The organism is Arthrobacter sp. UC242_113 (assembly GCF_044054585.1).
GTDB lineage: Bacteria > Actinomycetota > Actinomycetes > Actinomycetales > Micrococcaceae > Arthrobacter.
The window spans coordinates 4,112,934-4,137,442 of sequence record NZ_CP171968.1; the positions used below are offsets into that span (position 1 = coordinate 4,112,934).

The following is a 24,509-nucleotide window of genomic DNA, read 5'->3' on the forward strand; positions in this document are numbered from 1 at the left end:
TATGTCAACGGCTGTTCCCATGTCATTGGTTGCCGGGGTCGACTCCTCGACCCAAAGCTGCAAGGTGGTGGTGCTGGATGCGGATACCGGCGCCCTGGTCCGGGAGGGCCGTGCCGGCCATCCCGAGGGCACCGAGGTCCACCCGGACCATTGGTGGCAGGCGTTGTCCGAGGCGCTCGACGACGCCGGCGGGCTCGCCGGGGTCAGCGCGCTTTCCGTGGGGGGCCAGCAGCACGGCATGGTGCTGCTGGACCGGGACGGCAACGTGCTGCGCCCGGCGCTGCTCTGGAACGACACCCGCTCGGCAGAGTCGGCCGCAGCCCTTACCGAAGAGGTGGGCGCCGAGGACTACGCGAAGCGGACCGGCCTGGTACCCGTGGCTTCCTTCACTGTCACCAAGGTCCGGTGGGTCCGCGACCATGAGCCGGACATCGCCAGCCGGGTAGCCGCCGTCGCTCTGCCGCATGACTGGCTGACCTGGCGTCTGCGCGGCTACGGCCCGGCCGGCGCCAGCCCGCTGGGACCCGACCTGGGGCAGCTCACCACCGACCGCTCCGACGCAAGCGGCACGGGCTACTGGAACCCTGCGAATGGTGCGTATGACCTGGAGCTGTTCAGCCTGGCCTTCGGGCGGGATGCTGTTGAAGCCGGGACTGACGCGTTTGGTGCGTCGGGGGCGGCCGTTGATGCCGCGATCCTGCCCCGAGTCCTGGCCCCGGGCGCTTCGCCCGGGATTGTGCACGCGGAAATTGCGGGGCAGCCGATTCTGCTTGGTGCCGGTGCGGGGGATAACGCTGCCGCGGCACTGGGGCTGGGCGCCCGGGCGGGCGACGTCGTCGTGTCCGTGGGCACCAGCGGGACGGTGTGCGCCGTCTCCGACGAGCCGATCGGCGACCCGAGCGGGACGGTGGCTGGCTTCGCGGACGCGAGCGGGCTGTTCCTGCCGATCGCCGTGACCCTCAATGCCGCGCGGGTGCTGACGTCGGTTGCCGGGCTGCTGGGTGTGGACTTCGATGAGCTGTCCCGGCTGGCCCTGGAAGCTGAACCCGGTGCGGGCGGCGTTGTGCTGGTTCCATACTTCGAGGGGGAGCGGACGCCCAACCTGCCGCACGCCACGGCCAGTTTCTCCGGGCTGACCATCGCGTCGACCACGCGCAGCAATATTGCGCGGGCCGCCGTCGAAGGGATGTTGTGCGGGCTGGCGGGAGGTCTGGACGCCCTTCGAGCTTTGGGTCATCCTGCCGAGCGCCTCCTGCTGATCGGCGGCGCAGTGCAGAACCCTGCGGTCCAGCGGATCGCCGCCCAGGTTTTCGACCTACCCGTACTGGTTCCCAGTCCCGGCGAGTACGTGGCCCGCGGAGCTGCCGTGCAGGCGGCCTGGGCACTGACGGGGGAGCGGCCGGCATGGAACGTGGCGCTGGACGGCAAACCCGAGCCGGACTTCCGGCCTGCCATCCTTGAGCAGTACAAGGTGGAGCAGCACAAGGTTGAAAGCGCTGGCTGAGCCTTCCTCTATTGGTTGAGCTTGTCGAAACCTCTTCCTGCCCTCCCGACTAGGTAGCAGCTCAGGGCGTTCCCACGGCTGGGAACGCCCTGAGCTGCTACCTGGTTTTCGTTCCGGGGCGCATCCCAAAAAGTTTGTGGATCCATCTCCATCCGGGCCTTAACGGCCCTTAAATGTCGGTGGCCATTGGCAGACTGTGTTCATGGAGGCCATCGGAAGTTCAGCACTGACAGGAGCGCCGTCGCACTGCGTCGGGCAGCCTGTTGCTGTGGTTTCAGACGGCCTTTTTCCGGACACGGTCTTACCCTTTGACGTCGTTCCCGACAGTTGGTCCTCGTGCGAAGTCTTGCCGTTCGATGAGTTCGCGGTCGAGGGCTTCATGGAGGATGGCGTTCCCTATGACGATGACCTCAACGCCATGCTTCCCGAGGACCCCTTCCCCGGTGGGGGCTATCCCGACGGCGTTTTTCCGGAGGACCCGTTTCCCGAAGCTCTGTTTGGCGACGTCATGTTCAACGACGCCGCTGCCTTCGGCACTGTTGGGCCCAGGCCGAGTGCCGGGGGGCGGATTGCGGCGGCACCTGCCCTTTTGGAGGCCGATCTCACCGTCGACGGTCCCGGGCTGCTCGACCAGAACCGGGCGCTGGAGAAGGTCAAGGCCATGATTGCCGGGCAGCAAGCGAGGCTTGCCGTCGAGTTCGAAGGTAGACAGCGGCAGGAGCAAGCTGAACTCGGGGATGCCGCTCCTGTGCCCGCGTCGGCGGAGGGTCTGGGAAAGAAGCGCCCCAAGGAACACCTGACGGGTGTGGCTGAGCAGATCGCGATGTCCCGGGGCGAATCCCCGCACCGGGGAGGCCGGCTTCTCGGGATGGCCAAGGCCCTGGTCATCGAGATGCCCCACTCCCTGGCAGCCCTGGACACGGGCCAGCTCAATGAAGAGCGGGCCATGTATATCGTGAAGGAAACGGCCTGCCTGACCGTCGAAGACCGGACCGCGGTCGATGAGGAACTCGCAGCCGACACCGGGGCCTTCGATGGGGTCGGGACCCGCGGCGTTATCGCTGCGGCAAAGGCTGCCGCAGTCCGACGGGACCCACGCTCGGTCACCCACCGGGCCAGCCATGCCGCCTCCGAGCGATCGGTGAGCCTCCGCCCGGCACCGGACTGCATGACCTACCTCACAGCCCTGCTGCCGGCCCACCAGGGCGTCGCGGTCTACAAGGCCCTCACCCGGCAGGCCGATACCCTGAAATCTGCCGGGGATCCGCGGTCCCGGAACCAGGCCATGGCCGACACCTTCGTCGAATGGACCACCGGTACCCCCGGCGGCATCACCGGAATAGACCTCAACCTCGTCATGACCGACCGCGCCCTCCTCCAAGGGGACAGCGAACCCGCCCGCCTTACCGGCTACGGCATCGTCCCCGCCGCCTGGGCACGGGAACTCCTCATGCAGAGGCGAGGAGAGCCCGATCGCCTCCAGCCAGCCGTGGCCGGTTCGGCAGAGGTCGACTCAACGGCTGTGAAGGAACTCAAGACCTGGGTCCGGCGGCTCTACACCGCGCCCGGGACCGGCGATTTGATGGCCATGGACTCGCGGAGGCGTCTCTTCCCGGCACCGCTGCGCCGCTTCATCCAAATCCGGGACGACACCTGCCGCACACCGTACTGCGACGCCCCCATCCGCCACCACGACCACATCATCCCCTGGCACAACGACGGCACAACCAGTCTGACTAACGGCGCGGGTCTCTGCGAAGCCTGCAACCACACCAAAGAACTCCCCGGCTGGAATGTGAAACCACGGCCTGGACCGCGACACACCATCGAAATCACCACGCCGACCGGCCACACCTACCGCTCCACAGCACCGCCACTACCGGGAACAACCCGAACCACCACCAGCCTGCCCGAAAACGGTCAGGGGAGTGGCCAAGGCCCACCCCACGACGAGTGAGGCGGCGGCGGAAATACCGCCGCCGCCGAATCCAGACAAAGGAGGAACCTGGAGCCCTGCGAGGTCGCACTAGCGCAGTCCTCTTCCTCTACGAGCTGGCCTCGGCGACCTGGGCTGCCAGGGTAGTCAGTTCAACGGCCTCAGGACGTGCCGCTGTGCTGTGAATCTTCACAGCTGCGCCGCTCTTGGCCGACGCGAGCACGGACTCCATGACCTCGAGGGCGTGGTAGGCAAGCAGTCCACCGGCGCGCGGCTCGGACCCCGGTGAGGTGCCGGCGAGGTCCGCGATCCCGAACCCCCTGCCGGAATCTACGTAACCGGCCGAAACGGGTAGCGTCTGCCAGTCCTCGGCGCCCAGCGCGAACAACTGCACGTCGCCGTCGAAGTGGTTGGGGTCCGGGACGGCAAGTGAGCCGAGCTCGCCGTGGATCTCGATATTGGGGCTCTTGGTTTTGACGGCGTCGAAGCTCATCACCAGCGTGGACAGCGCTCCCGAGGCGTGAACCAGCACGCCTGTGACGTGGGTGTCGGTGGTCACGGGAACGGTTTCGCCCTCACGGGGACCTGAGCCGATGGTGCGTTCTGAGCGCGTATGGCTGGCGGCGCCCATCACTGAGACGATGGGTCCCAGCAGGGTGACCAGGGCCGAAACGTAGTACGGGCCCATGTCCAGCAGGGGGCCGCCGCCGGGCTGGTAGTAGAAGTCGGGGTTGGGGTGCCAGCGTTCGTGACCCGGAGTGACCATAGTGGCGGTGGCGGAGATGGGACGGCCGATCAGCCCGTCGTCGATCGCCTTGCAGGCTGTCTGGATTCCGGTACCCAGCACGGTGTCCGGAGCACATCCGACCAGGACGCCGGCCGCCTCGGCGGCCTCCAGCACTTCCCGTGCCTCCGCGGTTGTCGCTGCCAGCGGTTTTTCGCCGTAGACGCTCTTTCCGGCGGCGATGGCTTTGAGGGCAACGTCGGCATGGGCAGCGGGGATGGTCAGGTTCAGCACGAGTTCGACGTCGTCTGCCGCCAGGAGCTCCTCGACTGTGAGGGCGCGGACGCCCTCGTAGTCGTCGGCGACCGCCTGGGCGCGTGCAGGGTCGAGGTCTGCGACGGCCACGAGGCTGATGAGGTCCTGAAAGCGGCGGAAGCTGGCCAGGTACTGCTCAACAATCTTGCCGCAGCCGATGATTCCTACTCGTGTGTGCTCTCCTGCGTTTAGCGGCTTGCCCACAGCATGCCCCTTTCGATGATCGTGCGGACGTTGGTGTCCTGGAGAATTTCCACGCGGTGTCCGGGCGTGGCGACGAAGATACGCCCCTTGCCCCACTGGCGGGTCCAGATGGCAGGCGAGGTGACTTCACGGTTCCAGGGGTCCCATTCGCGTACCTTTTGGGTGGCGGTGGCCAGGACGTCGATGTAGTCGTCGGCCAGGACCCAGTACTGTTCGGTGACGAGGTCGAAGTCGCCGATGCCTTCGGTGATGGGGTGTTGTTCCGCTGCGGGGAGCATGTTCACGGTGTAGGGAACATAGTTGTCGGCCTGCTCACCCTTGCGCTCGTCCGGGTGCTTGCCCGGGTGGCAGGCGAACTGTCCGCCGATCATGTGCAGGTAGTCGGAGGTGTTGCGGTAGGAGTCCGCGATGCCGCCGTGCCAGCCGGCCAGGCCGGTACCGTTCTCGACGGCGGTCCGCAGGCCCTCGAACTCGTCTTTTTCAATGATGGACATGGTCATGCACTGGACGATCAGGTCCACGCCGGCCATGTATTGGGCATCGGCGTAGATTTTGGGTGATTCCTCCACCCGCACCTCGTAGCCTTGCTCTTTCAGGTATGGGATGAACAGCTCGGTGGCCTCAATGGGCTGGTGTCCGTCCCAGCCTCCGCGCACCACCAGGGCGGTCTTGTTCTCGCTTGTCATGGTTTCCTTGCAGTCTCGTCGGGTGAAGCGTTGGGTTCTCTGATACAGCTCAGCGGGTGCTGAAGGCCGCATCGAAGGCAGCGGCGGGCGGGCTGATGGCAGCAAGGCCTTTCACCATGGCCAGAGCCTGGGGTGCGCCCACCAGCCGGTCCATGCCGGCGTCTTCCCATTCAATGCTGGTGGGGCCGTCATAGCCGATCGCGTTCAGCGTGCGGAAGATCGGTTCCCATTTGACGTCGCCGTGCCCTGCGGTGACGAAGTCCCAGCCGCGGCGCGGGTCCGCCCAGGGCAGGTGCGAGCCGAGCCGGCCGTTGCGGCCGTTGAGATGGCGGACCGACTCCTTCACATGCACGTGGAAGATCTTGTCGGCGAAGTCCTGCAGGAACATCACCGGGTCCAGGTCCTGCCAGATGAAGTGGGAGGGGTCGAAGTTCAGGCCGAAGTTTTCCCGGTGGCCGATGGCCTCCAGGGTGCGCTTGGCGGTCCAGTAGTCGTAGGCAATTTCGGAGGGATGAACCTCGAGAGCGAACCGCACCCCGACCTCGTCGAAGACGTCCATGATCGGATTCCAGCGCTCGGCGAAGTCCCTGTAGCCGCGTTCGATTATGGCATTCGAGGCGGGTGGGAACATGGCCACGCATTTCCAGATCGACGAACCGGTGAAGCCGGTGACGGTCTTGACGCCCAGCCTGGCGGCCGCCCGCGCTGTTGTCTTCATCGCGTCGGCAGCCCGGGCGCGGACGCCGTCGGGATCGCCGTCGCCCCAGACCGCGGGGGAGAGGATATCCCGATGCCGTTCGTCGATGGGGTCGTCGCACACCGCCTGGCCGGTGAGGTGGTTGGCGATGGCGTGGACTTTGAGGCGGTGTTTGTCGAGGATGTCGAGTTTGCCCTGCAGGTAGGCATCGTCCTCGACGGCGCGCTCCGGGTCCAGGTGGTCGCCCCAGCAGGCGATTTCCAGGCCGTCGAAGCCCCACTCGCCCGCGAGCCGGGCCACCTCTTCGAAGGGCAGGTCGGCCCACTGGCCGGTAAACAGGGTGATGGGACGGGTCATGGCTGCACCTTCTGCCAGCGGCTGTCGTCGGTGGCGCTGGCTTCCACGGCGGCCAGTACCTTTTGCACCTGCAATGCCTCGGCGAACGACGGCGATGGCTGGCGGCCCTCGCTGATCGCGTTGACGAAGTCCACCACCTGATGGGTGAAGACGTGCTCGTAGCCGAGGCCGTGGCCGACGGGCCACCAGTTACCGGTGTAGGGGTGTTCCGGTTCGGTGACCTGGATCCGGCGGAAGCCGGCGTCGGGCTCTTGGGCGGCGTCGTAGAAGGACAGGGAGTTCATGTCCTCGAAGTCGAACGCCAACGACCCCTTGGTGCCGTTGAGTTCAAGACGCATGGCGTTCTTCCTGCCCAGGGCGAAGCGGGTGGCTTCGAACACCCCAATCGGCCCGCCGTCGGAAACGCCGCCGTCGGCAGTGCCGCCCTCGAAGCGGGCGCTGAAGATCGCCGCGTCATCAACAGTGACGGGACCCAGCTCCACGTTCTCGCCGGTGGCGCCGTGCCCGCCGAGGCCCACGAAGTCCCCGCCCACGGGGCGTTCCTTGACGAAGGTCTCGAGGAGGGCGGAGACCCCCCGTGATCCGGCGGCCGGTGATCCACTGGGCGGCATCGATGCTGTGGGCGCCGATGTCCCCGAGTGAACCGGATCCGGACTTTTCCTTGTCCAGCCGCCAGGTGAGCGGGGCACTGGCGTCGCTGAGCCAGTCCTGGAGGTACTGGGCGCGGACATGGCGGATCTGTCCCAGCCGCCCGGCGTCGACCATCCGTTTGGCGAGGGCCAGCGCAGGGGTGCGGCGGTAGCTGAAGCCGCACATCGAATACACCCCGCGGGCTGCTGCCGAGTCCGCGGCCGCGGTCATCAAATCGGCCTCCCCCACGGAGTTGGCGAGCGGCTTCTCGCACAGCACGTGCTTGCCCGCTTCCAGTGCCGCGATGGCGATCTCGGCGTGGGTGTTGCCGGGGGTGCAGATGTCGATCAGGTCGATGTCGTCCCGCTCGATCAGCCTGCGCCAGTCGGTTTCGACGCCGTCCCAGCCGTATTTGCCGGCAGCGGCCCGGACGCCCTCGGCGTTCCGGCCGGCCACCGCGGACAGCTCCGGCTGAAGCGGCAGGTCGAAGAAGCGCGGGGCCGTCCGCCAGGCGTGGGAGTGCGCGGCGCCCATGAAGGCGTAGCCCACCATCCCGACGCGCAGGGGCTTACGGTCACTCATTGGTTTGTTCCCTTCATTCTTCGGCTCAGTTGCGGAGCTGCTCACTTGCTGAATCCGGCGGTCAGGCCGCTGAGCAGCTGGCGGCGGGCCATCACGTAGAGCACCAGCAGCGGCAGCGTGGCGAGGACCACGGAGGCCAGCACTGCGGGGATGTTGGCGGTGAACTCGTCCTGGAACGTCCACAGGGAGAGCGGCAGCACGCGGGTGGAAGGGCTCTGGGTCAGGATGAGCGGGAACAGGAAGCCGTTCCAGACGTGCAGGGCGTTGTAGATGCCCACCGTCACCACCGCGGGGCGCATCAGCGGCAGCGCAAGACGCCACATCATGGTCCAGTCGCTGCATCCGTCCAGCCGCATGGATTCGAACAGTTCATTGGGGACATCCCGCATGAAGTTGGACAGGATCAGTACCGAGATGGGAATGGCGAAGGCGATTGAGGGCAGGATCAGCGCCAGGAGGGTGTCGTACATGTGGGCACGAGTGATCATCCAGTAGATCGGGATGATCGTGGCGTGCAGCGGGATGGCCAGGCCCAGCAGGAACAGCTTGCTGGTGGAGGTGATGAACCAGCCGCTGCCGCGCACGATTGCATACGCGGCCATGAAGGAGACCAGCAGGGCGGGAATCACACTGCCGACAGTGACGATCAGGCTGTTGGCGAAGTACTTCGCGAAATCCTTTTCCAGGACAAGCTTGTAGTTGTCCAGCGTCGGCTCGGTGGGCGGCATCATCGGGTTGGTTGTGAAGAACCCGGCCTGGTCCTTCAGGCTGGTGATGATGACGTAGTAGACCGGCAGGATGATCACTGCGAGCCAGATCCACCCGCCGAGTGACCCCATGAGGTTGGGACGCCGGCCGGGGCCCTTGCCGCCGCGCGGTGCGGGCTGCCGCCTCATGGCCGGGGCCACGGGAGGAACTGCGAGCTCAGTGGTTGAGGCCATGTCAGGCTCCTTCAAGTTGGCTTGCGCTGCGGTTGCGTCCGCCGAGCCGCTGCAGGAAGAGGGCCAGGACCAGGCCGATGACGACCAGGATGACGCCCAGCGCGCTGGCCGCGCCCATGTCGTTGGCTTTGAAACCGGTGAGGTACATGTGCAGCGGAAGCAGGCGGGTCGAATAGCCGGGACCGCCGGCTGTCAGGACGAAGACCAGGTCGAAGTAGGCAAGGGATCCCACGACCATCAGCGTGGAGGAAGTGATCATGGTGTACTTCAGCTGTGGCAGGGTGACGTGGAAGAACTGCTTGACCCGGCCTGCCCCGTCGATCTGTGCCGCCTCATACAGCGAGGCGGGGATCTGGCGGACACCGCCTTGATAGATAAGGGTGTGGAAGGGAACGAACTGCCAGGCGATCACGAAGACCACCACGAACAGCACCAGGTCCGAATTGCCGAGCCAGTCCTGGGCGAGGGCGGGGATGCCCAGCCCCGGCCCCATCCCGAAGTTGGGGTCCAGGAGGGCCTTGAACGCGATCGCGACAGCAGCAGACGAGAGCAGCAGCGGCAGGAAGTACAGCACGGCGAGCGCGGCCCGGTACTTGTGCGCGCCCGATGTGAAGACGCCCAGCAGCAGGCTGATGGGCGCCTGGACAACGAACGAATAGACGATGATCTTGGCGGTGACAAGCAACGCGTTGCCGGTCACCGGATCGGTGAGGACGGAGGCCCAGCTGCCGACGCCATCCAATCTAATTTCACCCAGGCCGTCCCAGCTGGTGAAGCTGAGGAACAGAACCCCGGCCAGCGGGATTACGGCGAAGACCAGGAAGAAAGCGAGGGCCGGCGCGACGAGCCATCCCGACGGACCCTTGCTCAGGCTTCGCCTGCTCAGGGTCCGCCGGGAGGTGCTTGTAATCGAAGCCACGGTTACTTTTCCACCGTCGCGTTCATGGTGTCCACAAACTGCTGGGGGGCGATCTTCTTCAGGAAGATCTGGTCCAGGTTCGAGAGCATGGCGTCTCCCTGGGCGGGGGTAAGTGCCTGGTCCCAGGACATGGTGAACGTCGGTGCGTCCTTGGCAAGGCCATAGGCGAAGGTCAGGAAGTCCTTGTCCGGGGATGCCTCCAGCTTGGACTCGATGCCCTTGACCACCGGCACGGCACCGGAGTTGATCAGGTCCTGCGTGTTCTTTTCAGTGAACATACCGTCCTTGACGTAGTTCAGTGCCGCTTCCTTCTGGGCGTCGGTGGCCTTGGAGGACACTGACCAGAAGTTGGAGGGGTTGCCGACGACGTTGCCCGGGTCACCCTTGCCGCCGGAGACAGTGGGGAACGAGGTGAAGCCGAGCTTGCCGCTGCTCACAAAGTTCCCGGCGTCCTTCTTCATGCCCTGGTAGATCCAGCCGCCCTGCAGGATCATGGCAGCCTTGCCCGTGTACAGGAGGGCCTGGTCGGCGCTGCTGTCGGCGGCGATGGAGGAGAAGCCGTTGATGAACCCACCGGCATCGACCAGATCCTGGATCTTGGTCAGTGCCTCTGTGACGGCCGGGTCAGACCAGGCATCGGGCTTGTTTGCGGCGATGTTTGCGAAGACTTCAGGGCCGCCGATGCGCTCAACCAGGTATTCGAGCCACATCAGGTTCGGCCACTTCGACTGGCCGGCCAGGGAAAACGGGGCAATACCCGCGGCCTTGAACTTGGGCACCAGTGCCATCAGCTCGTCCCAGGTCTTGGGCGGCTGTGCGCCCACCTTCTCGAAGACTTCTTTGTTGTAGTAGAGCACCACGGGCTGGGCGTTGTTGTTGGGGAAGGCGTACGCCTTGCCGTTGATCTCCCCGTTCTTCAGCACGGCCGGAAGGTAACGGTCCTTCACCTGGGGATTCTTCTCGAGGAACCCACTCAGGTCCTCAACCTGCCCCGAATCGACATAGGACTTGAGCACGCCGCCGCCCCAGCCGTATATGAAGGTGGGGCCCTGTCCGGCACCAATCGCAGTGCGGACCTTGGTCTTGTAAGCGTCGTTGGCAAAGAACTCGACCTTGATGCTCTGGTCGCTGTGCGCGCTGTTCCAGGCATCGACAGAGTTCTGCAGGGATGCCTGGTTCCCGCCTGTGAGCCCCCACATTGAGGCCGAGTCGGCGCTCACTGAGCCGCCGGCCGGGCCGCTCGAGCCGCAGGCGGCGAGGGAAAGGGCCAGCGCACCGGCTGTGAGAGCTGTACCTGCAGTACGCAGTTTCAGAAATTTCATTAGTCTTCCGTTCATCCTTCGGGGGCGTCATTGGCTCCCAGGCTTGAAACCCCATCTCCGCTGCGAGACGGGAACGAATTGCAGTGCGGCTCTCGAAACTTTTCGATAACCGTTCGATACGATGTAAAGGTACTAGTGATCGCCATCACGGTCAAGGGCCCGCGTGGAGCCGTCCTTGACCTAAATTGCCGCGGGTAGTTGACGTGAGGGCGGCGGTAGGCAAGACTTCTAATCCCGAAACATTTCGAAAGGCGGTTGGTTGTGTCCCTCTCGACACCCCCGAAGAAGATGACCCTGGCAGCCATTGCCAGACTGACGGGAGTCTCCACGCCGACCGTCTCCAAGGTGGTGAATGGCCGCGAAGACGTGGCGGAAGAGACCCGCGCAAAAGTGCTGGCCGCACTGGTGGATGCTGGCTATCAGTCCCCAATGCAGCGCCGGATCGCCTCCCCCGAGCCCTCAATCGTCGAGGTTTCCTTTGATGCCTTCACGCCGGCCTACTCCACAGCCGTCCTCAACGGGATCCTGGAATACGCGGCATCCGTGGGCGTGGAGGTCCTCATGAGCACCTCCAGCAGCGGGGCAGTTCCCGGTCTGAGCCCGGAAAAGCGCGCCGAGCGGATGGTTGCGCACGGCAGGATAGGGCTGATTCTCGTGACTTCTGATTTCAGCGAGGCCCAGCTGACAGCCCTCAGGCGGCGGAACATTCCGGTGGCCGTGGTGGACCCTCTCAACCCTCCGCCGCCGGACGTTGTCAGTGTCGGCGCCACCAACTGGGCAGGCGGCAAGGCTGCCGCGGAGCACCTGCTCAAACTCGGGCACCGGGAGATTGCCTATCTCGGCGGGCATGAGACGGCCGAGTGCAACCAGGCCCGACTGCACGGCTACATGTCGGCCCTGGCCTCCGGCGGTGTGCAGGTGAATCCGGAGTACATCATTCATGGAAAATTCCGGACCCATCACGGCATAGAGGGACTCAGGCGACTGATTGCCCTGCCACAACGGCCGACGGCGATCTTTGCCGGCAGCGATAGTGTTGCCGTTGGCGTGCTGCGGGAAGCCCGCCATCACGGCATCCGCATCCCTGAAGACCTCAGCCTGGTGGGCTTCGACGGGACAACGCTGGCGGAGGATGCCGTTCCGTCCCTGACCTCGGTTTCCCAGCCGCTGCACGAAATGGGAAGGGCGGCCCTGCGGGCTGTCCTGAGCCAGGCGCGGGGAGAAGAGCTTGACTCCCACCGTGTGGAGCTTGCCACCCAGCTCGTGGTCAGGGAATCCACCGCGCCGCCGCGGTACGATGAGCCGCGCAAAGACGCGCCCCGTAAAGATGGAGCCATGACGCGCTAGCCGCTGTCCGGCCGCATGCTGGGGGTTAGGCTGTGAGCAGTGCCCTTCAAGCAGCCGGAGGACTACTATCCATCTGCTCCGGGGGGAAGAGACTGATGAGTCGTGCAAGTGAACCGGGTGTCCAGCCGGGGCTTCGGTCCGGCGGCGGCACCGGCGCTGACTTGGCCGACAGGGTGGATGCGTTATTTGTCAGCCTTGGAGAACGCGGCAGAGTCATAGTCCGGCAACTGCCCCTGTCCGCCACAGTGCTGTTGGTAGTGGCCGCAGCTGCGATCTTTTACCCCGGGACGCTGGCCGATGAACGCTTCCGGCTCGCCTTGCTGGCCCACACCGCACTCTTTGGACTGAGCGTGGGCGTGCCCTGGGGCAGGCTCCCGAGGGGGGCCTACGCCGTGATTCCGGTTTTGGACTGCCTGGCCATCGGCTTCACACGGGAGGCTGGCGGTCCCAATTTCAGCGTCCTGAGTCTCCTGCTCGTCTTTCCGGTGATCTGGCTGTCCGTGGACAGCAACCGTGCCGGTGTCGTCCTCGCCGTGGCCGCAGCGCTCCTCAGCACCCTGCTGCCGGCGGCAGCATTCGGCACGCCGCCCACACAGGGGTCGATGATCCGGACGATATTCCTGCCGCTGGTCATGGCCGCCATAGCCGTCACCACCCACGTCGTGGCGGGGACCCTCTACCGCCAGCGCAAGACGCTGGTCAGGAAGGACGAGGCACTCGCTGACACCGTTGCCGAGAGTGTGCAGCGGCAGCGGCTCCTGGACGCCGTACTTTCCACCGTCAATGTTGGCGTGTGGGTGGTGGACCAGGACGGGCAGGACGTCCTGACCAACAAAGCCCTGCGGACCGACTCGGCGCTGTCCGGGCTGGCACCGTCAGCCAGCCGGCTGCAGCTATTCCAGGCTGACCGCGCCACTCCGGTGCCGCCGGAACGCTTCCCCACGGCGCGCGCGGCCGGCGGCGAGACGTTCACCGACGAGCTGTACTGGGCCGGCGAGGGCGAGGACATGCGCGCGTACTCGGTCACGGCCCGCACTATGGTTTCGACGAACGGAAACCACGCAGGCGCCGTGATCACCTTCGCCGAAGTCACGGCACTGATCCGTGCCCTGTCGGCCAAGGACAACTTCGTGGCCACCGTCTCCCATGAGCTCCGCACCCCGCTGACGTCCATCCTCGGTTACCTCGAACTGGTCCTCGACGAGCCCGGCCACGAGGACATCGGGGAGGAACTGCGGATCGTGCAGCGCAACGCCAACCATCTGCTCGGCCTCGTGAACGATCTGATCGCGGTCGCCTCGGAGCGGGTGGAACTGACCCTGCGGGAAGCCGATGTGGCCAGCCTGCTGGCCGGCGTGGTGGCCTCCTCTCAGGCGAAGGCCACCGTCAGCGGTGTGGAACTGGTCCTCGACGTCGAGGAACCCCTGACCGCCCGCGTCGATCCCGGCCGGATCAGCCAGGTTTTCGGCAACCTGGTGTCCAACGCGATCAAGTTCTCGCCGGACGGGGGAAGGGTCACTGCCCGCGCCCACCGGGCTAACAGCCACGTTGTCTGTTCGATCGCGGACACCGGCATTGGCATGGACGGGCAGGAACAGGAGCAGGCGTTCACCAAGTTCTTCCGGTCAGCACGCTCGCGGGAAACGGCCATCCCGGGTGCGGGTCTGGGGCTACCGATCAGCAAGACTATCGTCGAGGGCCACGGCGGCTCGATCAGCCTTCGCAGTGCGCCGGGCAAAGGCACCACAGTGACGGTGAGCCTCCCCGTCTCCTGAGCATCCGGACGGCCCACGTAAACTGGCAGCATGCGGTTGGTAGCGAGTGACATAGACGGAACGATCCTTGGGCACGACGGAAAAATCAGTGACCGCACCATCCGGGCCTTCCACGCCTGCCGGAAGGCCGGCGTCGAACTCGTCTTTGTCACCGGCCGCCCGCCGCGCTGGCTGCACCCGCTCGAGGAGCAGCTGGGCCACACCGGCACCGTGATCTGTTCCAACGGCGCCGTGGTGTGGGACCTCGAGGCGGACAAGGTTGTCTCGGCGCAGACCATGGCCATCGACGACATCTTCGAAATCCGGCGGATCATCAAGAAGGTGCGCCCCACGGCCCTCTTCGCCGCCGAAACCCTCACCGGCTTCCACCTCGAACCCGGCTTCATCGAAAACGGCTCGAGCGAACTGCTCTCCGAATTCACCCCCGCCCCGCTGGCCTCGACGCTCACCGCGGAAGACGCCGTCGTCAAGTTCCTGGCCATCGTCCGCGAAGGCACCGCCGACGACTTCCTCGCAGAGGTGGGCCCCGCCGTCGGGAACCTGGCCTCGGTGACGCACTCGGCGCCCACCGTCGCCATGCTGGAGCTGGCCGTACCGGGGATCAACAAGGCCGTCACCCTCGCCGACTACGCCTCCTCGCTGGGCATTGATGCCGCGGACGTCGTGGCGTTCGGCGACATGCCCAACGACATCGAGATGCTCCGCTGGGCCGGCCACGGCTACGCCATGGCCAGCGGGCACCCGGAAGCGATCCGTGCCGCCGGCCAGCAGGCGCCGCATTTTGACGACGACGGCGTGGCCCAGATTCTCGAGGAAAAGCTCGCCACGCTGGGCCTCCAGCTGCCGTAAGGCTGCCGTCGCCCGCCTGCCACCGAACTCCCGGCTGGCGGTCAACTTGCGTTCATATCCGCACCATAGGGTGTGGCCTGTTGGGTGAGTGACCGATAGGGGACATGGTGGCCAGGAAAAAGACCAAAAATACTTCCGAGGATCCGCTCCGGCCCGTGGAGCCGGCCCCGCACTGGTCGGCCCTTCGTGAGGGCGACCGGGTCAGCGTGTTGCTTGCGCCGGGGTTCGAAACCGGCGGCCGCGTCTCGGCCATCACGCCGGACCGCACCGTGGTGTGGGTAGATCTCGACGGCGGCCGCGGCCGCACCCTTCTGCACTGCAGCGATGGCGTGGAGATCCTGCCCGCCTGAGGCTGGTCTAAGCTTCGGGGATGACGACGGGAGCCCTGCCTTACTTCTCCGCTCCAGGTCCTGAACCCGAGGCTGCTTCCGGGCCTGGGCTGGGCAGGCCGGTGGCCATGGCCCACCGCGGGTTCTCGCTGGCCGGTCTGGAAAACACGCTGGCGGCGTTCCGCGTCGCCGTCGAGCTTGGCTATTCGCATCTGGAGACGGATGTCCACACCACGTCCGACGGCGAGCTCCTCCTCTTCCACGACCACACCCTTGACCGGGTCACGGACGGCCACGGCAGGATCCATGACCTCACGGCGGACGAAGTGCGGCAGGTTCGAATCGGCGGGGCGGAGCCCGTGCCCACGTTCGACGAACTTGTGGCGGCGTTTCCGGACGCGCGCTTCAATCTGGACGTCAAGGACTGGCACTCCGTCACCAGCGTCGTGGCCGCGATCGAGCGCCATCAGGTCCACCACCGGGTGCTGATCGCCAGTTTCTCGGACCGCCGGCGCCGCGCGGTCCTGAAGCAGCTCAGCCGCAGGACCGCATCGTCTGCGGGGACCTTAACGAACGCCCTCTTCCTGGTGCTGGGGCCACTGCTGTCCGTTCGCGCGCTGGCCTCCCCGGTGCTGGCCGTGCTGCGCCGGGCGCTGCGCGACGTCGACGCCCTGCAGGTGCCGGTCCGCTACCGGGCTATTCCTGTTGTAACGCCGGGATTCGTGCGCCGGGCGCATGAGCTCGGGCTGTACGTACACGTCTGGACCATCAATGACCCCGCCGAGATGCACAGGCTGCTGGACCTTGGCGCGGACGGCATCGTCTCCGACCGCGCCGACCTGCTGAAGGAAGTCCTGCAGGCGCGCGGGCAGTGGCGCTAGCTCTGTTCCTCCGGGTCCGGTTCGGGCAGCCCGGCCGGACCGGGTACGCCGCGCGCTGCTTCTCCGGCGTCCGTGGCGCCCGCCACGCCGATGCCGCCGGACGTAGCCGCCCCGGCTGACTCGTTGGCTGACTCCTCCGTGCCGGACGCGCCTGCCGTGCCTTGGCCTCCGCCCGTGCCCTGACCTCCGCCCGTGCCCTGACCCCCGCCCGTCCCGGTGCCGGGGCCCTGTGGCGTGGAGGTCGTGTGCACGCCCGCCCGCGGACCAGCGTCGCCATCCCTGGCATTGGAACCTTCGCTGATGGAGGAGTGCACCTGGATGTCCTCGTCGGACGCTCCGGGCTCGGGCGCGTGGGCGTCGTCGGTCGGGTCGGACGTCTGCCCCAGGTCCTCCATCGCGTTTTCCGCTGCTTTGCCAATGCTGTCGCCGATTCCCATCAGTTTGCTCCTTCGAAACGTTCCGGCCGGGCCGGACTGTGCGGCATCTGACTGTTCCAGAATTATCAGCATGCTTACAATTAGTCCAGTGTTGCCAGTCCCGGCAGCCTTAGTCCGCTACCGAAGTCCGTCGCCACGCAGGCGCACCTGTTCCAAGGAGGACCGCAGAACCATGAGCAGCTACCATCCCGAAAATGACCCGGCCAATCCGGACCGCGACGCCGCCAGGACAGGCGAAGCCGGACCCGACGACGCCGACCGCGGGGACTCGGCCGCTACGCCCAATCCCGACCCCTTGAACGGCAACGTCACGGGCCTCGAGCCCGGCGGTGGAGTGCCGCCCGGCGAGACGCCGCCCGCCGAAGACCAGATGAGCGGGGACCAGGGGCACGACGAATAGCAGGACGACTATCAAAAGGAGTGTGCGATGGCTGACCGGCTGGTTGCCGACGTAATGGTGGAGCGCCTCAAAGCCTGGGGCGTCAACAGGGTCTTCGGCTACAGCGGGGACGGCATTAACGGTTTCATGGGCGCGCTGCGCCGTAGTACGCAGGGCGGCGGAGCCGACAGCGAAACTGCGGGAGCCGGCGTCGAATTCGTCCAGGCGCGGCACGAGGAAACGGCGGCATTCATGGCCGTCGGGCACGCCAAGTACACGGGCCAGGTGGGAGTGGTGACATCCACCCAGGGGCCGGGCGCGGTTCACCTCCTCAACGGGCTCTACGACGCCAAACTGGACAGTGTTCCGGTGGTGGCCATCATCGGCCAGCAGAGCCGCAGCGTGCTGGGGTCGGCCTACATGCAGGAAATCGACCTGCTGACGCTCTTCAAGGACGTGGCGGCGCAGTTCGCGCAGATGGTCAGCACACCGGAGCAGCTTCCCATGGTGCTGGACCGTGCCTTCCGCACAGCCCTCGAAACCCGCACCCCGTGCGTTGTGGTAGTCCCGCACGACATCCAGAAGGCCCCGGCCCCCGAGCTCGACCAGGAACACGGCATCATCGTCACCGCGCCCGAATGGCAGCCTGCCCGGGTGCTGCCCCACGATGACGACCTGGCCAGGGCCGCTGAGGTGCTCGGTGCCGGCAGCAAGGTGGCGTTCCTGGTGGGGCAGGGCGCCAAGAACGCCCAGGCGGAGGTGGTGGCCCTGGCGCACCAGCTGGACGCCGGCATCACCACCAGCCTCCTGGGCAAGCCGTATATGGATGAGACGCTGCCGTTCGCGGCGGGCACCATGGGGCACCTCGGTTCCACCGCCAGCGCCCACCTGATGGGGAACTGCGACACACTCCTGATCATCGGCTCAAACGATCCGTGGACCGAGTTCTATCCGAAACCCGGGGCTGCCCGGGCCGTCCAGGTGGACATCGACGGGCGTAAGGTCGGCAACCGCTACCCCGTGGAAGTGGGTCTCGTGGGCGATGCGGCCGAAACCCTTGCCCGGCTGGCGGAACTGCTGAACGGCGCCGGCGCGCAGCCAGATGCGCACCCGCAGGCCAGCAGTCCCCAGGTAGGGGCCCGCAAGCAGTGGCGGGCGGAAGTGGAGGAGCAGGTCAGTAGCTGGCGCGACCTCGCCGAGGAGCGTTCCCGCGTTCCGGCCAGCCCAGTTAACCCTGAGCTCGTGGTCCGGGAGCTCAGCGGCAGGCTGCCGCACAACGCCCAGGTGAGTGTCGACGTCGGGAGCTGCGTCTACTGGTACGCGCGCCAGCTCACCCTGCCGGCCGGAGTTCCGGCGCACCTTTCGGGGACTCTGGCCAGTATGGGCTGCTCGGTTCCGTACGGGATTGCGGCCAAGCTGGCACGGCCGGACAGGCCCGTTGTGGCGCTGGCCGGCGACGGCGCCATGCAGATGGCAGGCATCGCGGAGCTGGTTACCGTGGCGCACCGCTGGCGGCAGTGGTCCGACCCGCGGTTCGTGGTGTGCGTGTTCAACAACAGGGATCTGGCCGAGGTCACGTGGGAGCAGCGCGAGACCGAATCCGAGCCGCGGTTCCCGGACAGCCAGGAAATCCCCGACTTTCCCTACGCCGGTTATGCGGAGCTGCTGGGCCTGACCGGCATCCGCGTTGACTCCCCGGAGCAGCTCGCCGGTGCATGGGACCGGGCGCTCGCAGCGGAACGCCCGGTGGTGATCGAGGTCCTGACCGACCCGGACGTGCCCCTCCTGCCGCCCTTCCCGGCGGGCGCCGAGAAGCTGGACGGCATGCGCTCTGCGCTGTCCGAGGAAGGCGACGCCGGAAAGGGTGCCGCGGCGCTGCTGGACACCTACGCGGGCCAGGAGGAGTCCCACAGCTGACCGCATGTCGGACCAGGCAAGCGTGTGCCGGAGCGCCGGTGGCAGGATAGGGACATGCGTATCCTCATTGCCCCGGACAAGTTCAAGGGATCACTCACCGCCGTCGAAGCCGCCGCCGCCATTGCCGAGGGCGCACTCCGGGTCTACCCGGAGGCCGTTACCACGCAGTTCCCGGTGGCCGACGGCGGCGAGGGAACCTTGGAAGCCGCCGTCGCCGCCGGCTACGAGGAACGGATCAACGCCGTCGTTGGTCCCATTCTGGCCCCAATCGGCGCTGCCTGGGCCCTCCGAAAGGACGGGTCCGGCGCCACCACGGCAGTCATCGAAACGGCGCAGGCCTCCGGCCTGGCCCACATGGAGCCAACGCCGGAGAACTCCCTGCGGGCACACAGCTACGGCTGCGGGCAGCTCATCGCCGCCGCACTCGACGCCGGCGCCACGGAAATCGTGCTGGGCGTCGGCGGCTCGGCCATGACCGACGGCGGCAGCGGCGCCCTGCGCGCGCTGGGCCTCAAGCCGCTCGACGCCGCCGGGAACGTGGTGCCGCTGGGCGGCGGTTCCCTGGCAGACGCCGTTTCCCTGGACGTCACGGGGCTGGATCCGCGGCTGTCCGCCGTCACGTTCCGGATCGCCGTCGATGTCCAGAGCCCGCTCTACGGCACCACCGGTGCCGCGCACGTCTTCGGCCGCCAGAAGGGCGCCGACGACGACGCCATTGAGAAGCTCGACGCCGGCCTGCGCAACTGGGCCTCTCTCCTCCGGGAGGCTACGGGCCGGGACGTCAACGTCCCGGGCGCCGGTGCGGCCGGCGGCTTCCCGGCGTCGTTCCTTGCCTTCACCCGGGCCACGCTGGAAGGCGGCTTCGCTTTGGTGGCCGCGTTGACGGGCTTGGCCGAGAAGCTTGCCGATGCCGACCTGGTGATCACCGGCGAGGGTTCCATGGACTCCCAGTCGCTCACCGGCAAGGCGCCGATCGCGCTCGCGGAGGCCGCCCGGGATCGCGGCATTCCGGTGGTCGCCGTGGCGGGACGGATCACGGTCACGCCGGAGGAACTGGCCGAGCATGGTGTCGTGGCTGCGGCGCAGCTGCTGGACGTCGCGCCCAGCCCGCAGGATGCCATGTCCGACGCCGGCAAATACCTGGCGTGGGCAACCCGGCAGGTGCTGGAAGGGGCCTAGCCGCCCTCTTTCTTGGCCCTCCGGTGCAGGTGCACTGGGACGTAGGCCAGGAGGATGGCCAGCACAGCGAGAAGCACGCCGCCGGCGATGAGGCCCACGGTGCGGCCTGCCGTCACGTCGAACACCAGCGCGGCGGTTCCCACGCTGAGGGCGGCCACTCCGCCCAGGGCGATCTTGGTGATGTTGTCCGCGCTGGCAACCAGGGTTGCTTTGAGCCGCTTCCGGAACAGCCGACGGTGGACGCTGACCGGCAGGAGGATGAACGCGGTGGTCAGCGCGGCAAGGGCCACGTTCACGAGGTAGAGCGTGACCTGGAAATCATCGAGGGTCTCAAAGCGCTGCTGGAAAGGCAGCGTCAGCAGGAAGCCGGCAAGGATCTGGACGCCCGTCTGCAGGACTCGCAGCTCCTGGATCAGTTCCATCCAATTTCGGTCCAGCTGCTCCTCGCGGGTCTCGTTCCGGCCGCTGCCAGCCGGGGCGTCCGGATCGGTCATGAACCCTCCTCTGTCTGGCCCGCAGCGGGCGCGCTTGCTCCAAACCTAGGCTCAAGTCCGCCCCAATTCAACAAATGCTAAGTTTACTGACTAGTCTTGCGACAGGTGGTGGACTTGCTCCTCAAACCTGCGTTAGGTTCGAACAACTGGCAGCCCGACAACGTGAACAGGTGGAGAATGAGCGACCCAGCCAAGCAGTCCGACCAGCCCGGTGATCCCCGGGGTACGTACCATTCGGGGCCCTTTCCGGAGCAGGAGCAGAAGCAGCCGGGCCTGACGGCACCCATGGATCCTCAGCCGGACCATGGCGAGCTGAGTTACGAGGGAAGCGGGGCGCTGGAGGGCAAGGCCGCGCTCATCACGGGCGGCGACTCCGGCATCGGCAAGGCGGTGGCCATCGCCTTCGCACGCGAGGGGGCCGACGTCGCCATTTCCTATCTTCCCGAAGAGGAAGAGGACGCACAGGACACCGCCGAATGGATCCGCAAAACGGGCCGGCGGGCACTGCTCCTCGCCGGTGACGGCAGGAACGAGGACTTCAGCACATCGATAGTCGGGGACGCAGTTGCTGAGTTTGGCCGGCTCGATGTGGTGGTGCTGAACGCTGCGTACCAGAAGAACCGCGACAGCCTTGAGTCCCTGCCCACCGAGGAGTTCGACCGCGTCTTCAAGACCAACCTGTACTCGCTGCTGTGGACAGCCAGGGCCGCTGTGCCGCACCTGAAGGCCGGTGCCTCGATCATCACCACGGCCTCCATCCAGGCATTCAATCCGTCTCCCGGGCTCATTGACTACGCCATGACCAAGGCGGCCCAGGTGGCCTTCACCAAAGCACTCGCCCAGGAACTGGGACCCAAGGGGATCCGCGTCAACGCCGTGGCGCCCGGGCCCATCTGGACCCCGCTCATCCCGGCCACCGAATGGCCGGACAAGCTGCCCAAGTTCGGCCAGGACACCCCGCTGCAGCGCGCCGGACAGCCCGCCGAGCTCGCCCCCGCCTACGTTCTGCTGGCGTCCGACGCCGGTTCGTACATCTCCGGGGCGGTGCTTCCCGTCACCGGCGGCAAGGGCCTTTGAGTTTCCAGTAATTCCCAGCCAAGCAATTCCCCACCAAGCAGGAGGAACAGATGAGCCAGGACAACCAGCACGCAGCCCCTGAAGAGGAAGCGGGAGGCTACGGCACGCCCACCGCTGAGCAGGAAGCCGGCGGCCAGCAGTTTGCCCAGCCCCGCGAGGAGGAAGACTTCGACGCTGCGGGCCTGAACCAGAACAGCCCCGCGGGAGAGACCTTCCAGACCGGCACACCCAACCTCAGCCACTTCGCCGAGGAGGACCAGGACAGTTCGGGCGAACCCGGGGCCGGTCGCTTCGGCGGAACCGACGAGCAGCTCCACGCCGAGGGCGAAAGCAACGTGGCAGGCTTTGACCCGGTCCCCGGTGAGTCACCGCTGCCGCGCGATCCGGACGCCTCGCCCGGAGCCGGCGCCGAGGACGGGGACACGGCAGTGCCCTCGGCGGACGCCGAAATCGACGAAGGCAACGCCGACGAATCCGGCGCCGGGCAGTTTTCCTCGGAGCCAGGGCAGGAGGCGGCGGGCATTCCGGACGGCAGCGGCAACGACCTGCCGAAGGAAAAGTCACCCAACGACGACGACGAAACGTTCGACGCCGGGTAAGCCCGCGGTCTCTTCGGAGGCAGTCCGGGAAGCGTTTACCGCTTCTTGGGCTGCCTCTTTGCTGCGGCGTTGATGGCTGCCTTGGCGGCTGGCGGCAGGCCCTGCTGCTCGGTCTCGGGCTCGGCGGCGGTGCCGCGTGCCTTCGCGATGGCCTTCATGCCGTGATAGATCACCAGGGCCGCGGCGGACCCGAGCGCGATGCCCGTGAACTTCAGGTCCCCCACGGTCCAGGTGTAGTCCGCGATGCCGATGATGAGGGAAACTGCGGCCGTGGTCAGGTTGACCGGGTTCGAAAAGTTGACCTTGTTCTGGACCCAGATCTTCACGCCGAGGATGCCGATCATGCCGTACAGCATGGTGGCGGCGCCGCCCAGCACGCCCGGCGGCACAGTGGCGATCAGTTCGCCGAACTTGGGCGAGAAGCTCAGCATGATGGCGAAGATGCCGGCCACCCAGTAGGCGGCCGTGGAGTAGACCTTCGTGGCCGCCATGACGCCGATGTTTTCCGCGTACGTCGTGGTGCCCGAACCGCCGCCGAAGCCGGCGAGCACCGTAGCGGCACCGTCGGCCATCAGGGCACGGCCGGAGACGCCGTCCAGGTTCTGGCCGGTCATGGCCGACACGGACTTCACGTGGCCGATGTTCTCGGCCACCAGCACCAGGACCACCGGCACGAACAGGCCCAGCACACCGATGTGGAACTCGGGCGTCTGGAAGTGGGGGAGTCCTACCCAGGCGGCAGCGTCCATCTTGTCGTAGCTCACCTCGCCGCGGAGCATGGCCGCGAGGTAGCCCACCAGCACGCCCACCAGGATGCTGAGGCGGCCGATGATCCCGCGAAACAGGACGCTCACCACGATGATGGTTGCGAGGGTGATCAGTGCCGTCACGGGGGCGGCGTCAAAGTTGTTCTTGGCGGCAGGAGCCAGATTGAGCCCGATCAGGGCCACGATGGCGCCCGTGACAATCGGCGGCATCAGCCGGTTGATCCAGCCGGCGCCGAACTTCTGCACGATCGCGCCAATCACGGCGAGGCCGGCGCCGGCCAGCACCACGCCGCCCAGCGCCCCGGGAATGCCGAACTGCTGCTGGGACGCGGTGATGGGCGCGATGAACGCAAAGCTCGAGCCAAGGTAGCTGGGTACGCGGCCCTGGGTGATCACGAGGAACAGGAGTGTGCCGATGCCGGAGAAGAAGAGCGTGGTGGCCGGCGGCATTCCGGTGATGATCGGCACCAGGAAGGTGGCGCCGAACATGGCCACAACGTGCTGCATGCCCACGCCGATGGTGATGGGCCACGCTAGCCGTTCGCCGGGAGCCACCACCTCGCCGGGACGTACGGCCTTGCCATTGCCGTGCAGCTTCCATTTGATTCCGAGCATGCTCATTGGCGGGGCCTTTCGGAGGGAGTTTGCCCGCTCGCCGGGCTGGATCTTCAGGACAAAGAATACCCCGCCGGACGCGGGCGCGAGAGGGCTTCCGGCCAGCAGCAGTGGCAGCACTGTGCAGCAAGCAAAGGGCTGCCGCGGTGTGTGAAATGTCACGCCGCCTATTTGGCCGTTCCGGGAAGAGCGCGCCGTTGGATCCGGTTGAACCCAACGAAAGCAACCAGGACTGCCCGACGCCGCCCGCAGGCGTATGTCGGCCTAGTGAAAGGGGCGCGAATGACTATCGCCCATGAAGAAGCAGTGATCGATTCCGCCGCCGTGGATGCCATCTTCGCCGAAGCCCGCACCGCCAACGCGTTCACCGGAGAGGTCAGCGAGCAGCAGGCCCGCGCCATTTACGAACTCACCAAGTTCGGCCCCACAGCCTTCAACTCCCAGCCGCTGCGCGTCACCTACGTGCGCTCGGAGGAAGCCCGCGCCAAGCTCGTGGCCACGCTGTCCTCGGGGAACCGGGCCAAGACGGCCTCCGCACCGCTGGTGGCGATCCTCAGCTACGACACCGCCTGGCAGGAGCAGTGGGACCACTTCCTCCCCGGCTACAACGCCCCCAAGGCAATGTACGACGCCGCTCCGGACCTGGCCACCTCCACAGGCAACAACAACGCCCACCTGCAGGCCGGTTACTTCATCCTGGCCGTCCGCTCGCTCGGCTTCGCCGCCGGCCCGATGACCGGCGCGGACTTCCCCGCCATCGACGCGGAGTTCTTCCCGGCAGGCGACCAGAAGAGCTTCCTGGTGGTCAACATTGGCCAGCCCGGCCCCGAGGCCTGGGGCGAAGCAAAGCCCAAGTTCGCCTACGAGGACGTGGTCCGCACGGTCTAAGTGCCGGGTTGCGGACAGCCTCCGAACACGGAATGCCTCCGGCAATATGGGGGACATTCCGGAGGCATTCTGGACAGTATTTCTGCAGTTTAAAACTGCAAGGCATGCATCCGGGCCACTTCCAATAGTAGTCCTGTTTGCACTTCTTGAGCATAAGCA

General features: G+C 66.5%; 22 protein-coding genes and 1 pseudogene. 13 read left to right on the forward strand and 10 right to left on the reverse strand.

The window, feature by feature from the left end:
- Positions 1-19: 19 nt before the first annotated feature.
- Both xylB and ACHMXB_RS18720 read left to right on the forward strand, forming a co-directional pair.
- Positions 20-1,504 (forward strand): xylulokinase, encoded by a 1,485-nt coding sequence (gene xylB / locus ACHMXB_RS18715; protein WP_395400840.1) that lies wholly within the window; start codon positions 20-22, stop codon positions 1,502-1,504.
- A 202-nt stretch (positions 1,505-1,706) separates the two neighbouring features.
- A complete protein-coding gene (locus tag ACHMXB_RS18720; RefSeq protein ID WP_395400842.1) occupies positions 1,707-3,461 on the forward strand; it encodes an HNH endonuclease in 1,755 nt (584 codons plus the stop codon).
- Between the two features lie 88 nt (positions 3,462-3,549).
- Here ACHMXB_RS18720 and ACHMXB_RS18725 read toward each other — a convergent pair whose 3' ends face one another.
- From ACHMXB_RS18725 to ACHMXB_RS18755, 7 genes and pseudogenes are all read right to left on the reverse strand, one after another.
- Positions 3,550-4,683 carry a Gfo/Idh/MocA family protein gene (locus ACHMXB_RS18725; RefSeq protein WP_395400844.1) on the reverse strand — a complete coding sequence of 378 codons (1,134 nt, stop codon included), beginning with the start codon at positions 4,681-4,683 and terminating at the stop codon, positions 3,550-3,552.
- Positions 4,668-5,369, reverse strand: coding sequence for a ThuA domain-containing protein (locus ACHMXB_RS18730; RefSeq protein ID WP_395400846.1), 702 nt, complete (start codon positions 5,367-5,369; stop codon positions 4,668-4,670). Before ACHMXB_RS18730 ends, ACHMXB_RS18725 begins: the two co-directional genes overlap by 16 nt.
- A gap of 49 nt (positions 5,370-5,418) precedes the next feature.
- Complete coding sequence (locus ACHMXB_RS18735) at positions 5,419-6,423, reverse strand: sugar phosphate isomerase/epimerase family protein (protein WP_395400848.1); 1,005 nt, start codon at positions 6,421-6,423, stop codon at positions 5,419-5,421.
- Positions 6,420-7,635, reverse strand: a pseudogene (locus ACHMXB_RS18740) (Gfo/Idh/MocA family protein). Before ACHMXB_RS18740 ends, ACHMXB_RS18735 begins: the two are co-directional and overlap by 4 nt.
- A gap of 41 nt (positions 7,636-7,676) precedes the next feature.
- Complete coding sequence (locus ACHMXB_RS18745; protein ID WP_395405344.1) at positions 7,677-8,531, reverse strand: carbohydrate ABC transporter permease; 855 nt, start codon at positions 8,529-8,531, stop codon at positions 7,677-7,679.
- A gap of 46 nt (positions 8,532-8,577) precedes the next feature.
- Entirely contained in the window at positions 8,578-9,495 is a 918-nt protein-coding gene (locus ACHMXB_RS18750; RefSeq protein WP_395400850.1) for a carbohydrate ABC transporter permease, read from the reverse strand.
- 2 nt (positions 9,496-9,497) lie between these two features.
- Positions 9,498-10,817: an extracellular solute-binding protein gene (locus ACHMXB_RS18755; protein WP_395400852.1), complete on the reverse strand. Its 1,320-nt coding sequence runs from the start codon at positions 10,815-10,817 to the stop codon at positions 9,498-9,500.
- Positions 10,818-11,078: 261 nt separating this feature from the next.
- Between ACHMXB_RS18755 and ACHMXB_RS18760 the strand changes: the two genes are divergently transcribed.
- The 5 genes from ACHMXB_RS18760 to ACHMXB_RS18780 all read left to right on the forward strand — a co-directional run bounded on the left by ACHMXB_RS18760 (position 11,079) and on the right by ACHMXB_RS18780 (position 15,998).
- Positions 11,079-12,164 carry a LacI family DNA-binding transcriptional regulator gene (locus ACHMXB_RS18760; protein ID WP_395400854.1) on the forward strand — a complete coding sequence of 362 codons (1,086 nt, stop codon included), beginning with the start codon at positions 11,079-11,081 and terminating at the stop codon, positions 12,162-12,164.
- A gap of 95 nt (positions 12,165-12,259) precedes the next feature.
- Complete coding sequence (locus ACHMXB_RS18765) at positions 12,260-13,939, forward strand: sensor histidine kinase (RefSeq protein ID WP_395400856.1); 1,680 nt, start codon at positions 12,260-12,262, stop codon at positions 13,937-13,939.
- 30 nt (positions 13,940-13,969) lie between these two features.
- Positions 13,970-14,788: an HAD family hydrolase gene (locus tag ACHMXB_RS18770; protein ID WP_395400858.1), complete on the forward strand. Its 819-nt coding sequence runs from the start codon at positions 13,970-13,972 to the stop codon at positions 14,786-14,788.
- A gap of 104 nt (positions 14,789-14,892) precedes the next feature.
- Entirely contained in the window at positions 14,893-15,138 is a 246-nt protein-coding gene (locus tag ACHMXB_RS18775) for a hypothetical protein (protein WP_395400860.1), read from the forward strand.
- Positions 15,139-15,158: 20 nt separating this feature from the next.
- Positions 15,159-15,998 (forward strand): glycerophosphodiester phosphodiesterase, encoded by an 840-nt coding sequence (locus tag ACHMXB_RS18780; protein ID WP_395400862.1) that lies wholly within the window; start codon positions 15,159-15,161, stop codon positions 15,996-15,998.
- Here the strand turns inward: ACHMXB_RS18780 and ACHMXB_RS18785 are convergent.
- The gene (locus ACHMXB_RS18785; RefSeq protein WP_395400864.1) at positions 15,995-16,435 is read right to left on the reverse strand and encodes a hypothetical protein; all 441 of its coding nucleotides are present in this window, start codon (positions 16,433-16,435) and stop codon (positions 15,995-15,997) included. The two genes, ACHMXB_RS18780 and ACHMXB_RS18785, sit on opposite strands and share 4 nt — an antisense overlap.
- Before the next feature lie 172 nt (positions 16,436-16,607).
- On the opposite strand from ACHMXB_RS18785, the gene ACHMXB_RS18790 reads away from it, so the two are divergent.
- The 3 genes from ACHMXB_RS18790 to ACHMXB_RS18800 are packed head-to-tail and all read left to right on the forward strand — an operon-like array spanning position 16,608 to position 19,910.
- Complete coding sequence (locus ACHMXB_RS18790; RefSeq protein ID WP_395400866.1) at positions 16,608-16,835, forward strand: DUF6480 family protein; 228 nt, start codon at positions 16,608-16,610, stop codon at positions 16,833-16,835.
- A 27-nt stretch (positions 16,836-16,862) separates the two neighbouring features.
- The gene (locus ACHMXB_RS18795) at positions 16,863-18,731 is read left to right on the forward strand and encodes a thiamine pyrophosphate-requiring protein (RefSeq protein ID WP_395400868.1); all 1,869 of its coding nucleotides are present in this window, start codon (positions 16,863-16,865) and stop codon (positions 18,729-18,731) included.
- Between the two features lie 54 nt (positions 18,732-18,785).
- Positions 18,786-19,910: a glycerate kinase gene (locus tag ACHMXB_RS18800; protein ID WP_395400870.1), complete on the forward strand. Its 1,125-nt coding sequence runs from the start codon at positions 18,786-18,788 to the stop codon at positions 19,908-19,910.
- Here the strand turns inward: ACHMXB_RS18800 and ACHMXB_RS18805 are convergent.
- On the reverse strand, positions 19,907-20,404 hold the full coding sequence (locus ACHMXB_RS18805; protein WP_395400872.1) for a DUF6328 family protein: 498 nt from the start codon (positions 20,402-20,404) through the stop codon (positions 19,907-19,909). The genes ACHMXB_RS18800 and ACHMXB_RS18805 overlap by 4 nt on opposite strands.
- A 177-nt stretch (positions 20,405-20,581) precedes the next feature.
- Between ACHMXB_RS18805 and ACHMXB_RS18810 the strand changes: the two genes are divergently transcribed.
- Both ACHMXB_RS18810 and ACHMXB_RS18815 read left to right on the forward strand, forming a co-directional pair.
- Positions 20,582-21,481 (forward strand): SDR family oxidoreductase, encoded by a 900-nt coding sequence (locus ACHMXB_RS18810; RefSeq protein WP_395400874.1) that lies wholly within the window; start codon positions 20,582-20,584, stop codon positions 21,479-21,481.
- A gap of 50 nt (positions 21,482-21,531) precedes the next feature.
- Complete coding sequence (locus ACHMXB_RS18815; RefSeq protein WP_395400876.1) at positions 21,532-22,080, forward strand: hypothetical protein; 549 nt, start codon at positions 21,532-21,534, stop codon at positions 22,078-22,080.
- Between the two features lie 35 nt (positions 22,081-22,115).
- On the opposite strand, the gene ACHMXB_RS18820 is transcribed toward ACHMXB_RS18815, so the two are convergent.
- Positions 22,116-23,468, reverse strand: a complete 1,353-nt coding sequence (locus tag ACHMXB_RS18820) for a uracil-xanthine permease family protein (RefSeq protein ID WP_395400878.1) — start codon at positions 23,466-23,468, stop codon at positions 22,116-22,118.
- 276 nt (positions 23,469-23,744) lie between these two features.
- Between ACHMXB_RS18820 and ACHMXB_RS18825 the strand changes: the two genes are divergently transcribed.
- Positions 23,745-24,350, forward strand: a complete 606-nt coding sequence (locus tag ACHMXB_RS18825) for a malonic semialdehyde reductase (protein ID WP_395400880.1) — start codon at positions 23,745-23,747, stop codon at positions 24,348-24,350.
- Positions 24,351-24,509 lie beyond the last annotated feature (159 nt).

Excerpts from the sequence above, each read along its gene's own strand:
- xylB (WP_395400840.1), top strand. The coding sequence starts at position 20 with ATGTCATTGGTTGCCGGGGTCGACTCCTCGACCCAAAGCTGCAAGGTG.
- ACHMXB_RS18800 (WP_395400870.1), top strand. The coding sequence starts at position 18,786 with ATGCGTATCCTCATTGCCCCGGACAAGTTCAAGGGATCACTCACCGCC.
- ACHMXB_RS18755 (WP_395400852.1), bottom strand. The coding sequence starts at position 10,817 with ATGAAATTTCTGAAACTGCGTACTGCAGGTACAGCTCTCACAGCCGGT.
- ACHMXB_RS18720 (WP_395400842.1), top strand. The coding sequence starts at position 1,707 with ATGGAGGCCATCGGAAGTTCAGCACTGACAGGAGCGCCGTCGCACTGC.
- ACHMXB_RS18765 (WP_395400856.1), top strand. The coding sequence starts at position 12,260 with ATGAGTCGTGCAAGTGAACCGGGTGTCCAGCCGGGGCTTCGGTCCGGC.
- ACHMXB_RS18815 (WP_395400876.1), top strand. The coding sequence starts at position 21,532 with ATGAGCCAGGACAACCAGCACGCAGCCCCTGAAGAGGAAGCGGGAGGC.
- ACHMXB_RS18795 (WP_395400868.1), top strand. The coding sequence starts at position 16,863 with ATGGCTGACCGGCTGGTTGCCGACGTAATGGTGGAGCGCCTCAAAGCC.
- ACHMXB_RS18825 (WP_395400880.1), top strand. The coding sequence starts at position 23,745 with ATGACTATCGCCCATGAAGAAGCAGTGATCGATTCCGCCGCCGTGGAT.
- ACHMXB_RS18805 (WP_395400872.1), bottom strand. The coding sequence starts at position 20,404 with ATGACCGATCCGGACGCCCCGGCTGGCAGCGGCCGGAACGAGACCCGC.
- ACHMXB_RS18780 (WP_395400862.1), top strand. The coding sequence starts at position 15,159 with ATGACGACGGGAGCCCTGCCTTACTTCTCCGCTCCAGGTCCTGAACCC.
- ACHMXB_RS18775 (WP_395400860.1), top strand. The coding sequence starts at position 14,893 with ATGGTGGCCAGGAAAAAGACCAAAAATACTTCCGAGGATCCGCTCCGG.
- ACHMXB_RS18730 (WP_395400846.1), bottom strand. The coding sequence starts at position 5,369 with ATGACAAGCGAGAACAAGACCGCCCTGGTGGTGCGCGGAGGCTGGGAC.
- ACHMXB_RS18770 (WP_395400858.1), top strand. The coding sequence starts at position 13,970 with ATGCGGTTGGTAGCGAGTGACATAGACGGAACGATCCTTGGGCACGAC.
- ACHMXB_RS18735 (WP_395400848.1), bottom strand. The coding sequence starts at position 6,423 with ATGACCCGTCCCATCACCCTGTTTACCGGCCAGTGGGCCGACCTGCCC.
- ACHMXB_RS18745 (WP_395405344.1), bottom strand. The coding sequence starts at position 8,531 with ATGAGGCGGCAGCCCGCACCGCGCGGCGGCAAGGGCCCCGGCCGGCGT.
- ACHMXB_RS18785 (WP_395400864.1), bottom strand. The coding sequence starts at position 16,435 with ATGGGAATCGGCGACAGCATTGGCAAAGCAGCGGAAAACGCGATGGAG.
- ACHMXB_RS18810 (WP_395400874.1), top strand. The coding sequence starts at position 20,582 with ATGAGCGACCCAGCCAAGCAGTCCGACCAGCCCGGTGATCCCCGGGGT.
- ACHMXB_RS18790 (WP_395400866.1), top strand. The coding sequence starts at position 16,608 with ATGAGCAGCTACCATCCCGAAAATGACCCGGCCAATCCGGACCGCGAC.
- ACHMXB_RS18820 (WP_395400878.1), bottom strand. The coding sequence starts at position 23,468 with ATGAGCATGCTCGGAATCAAATGGAAGCTGCACGGCAATGGCAAGGCC.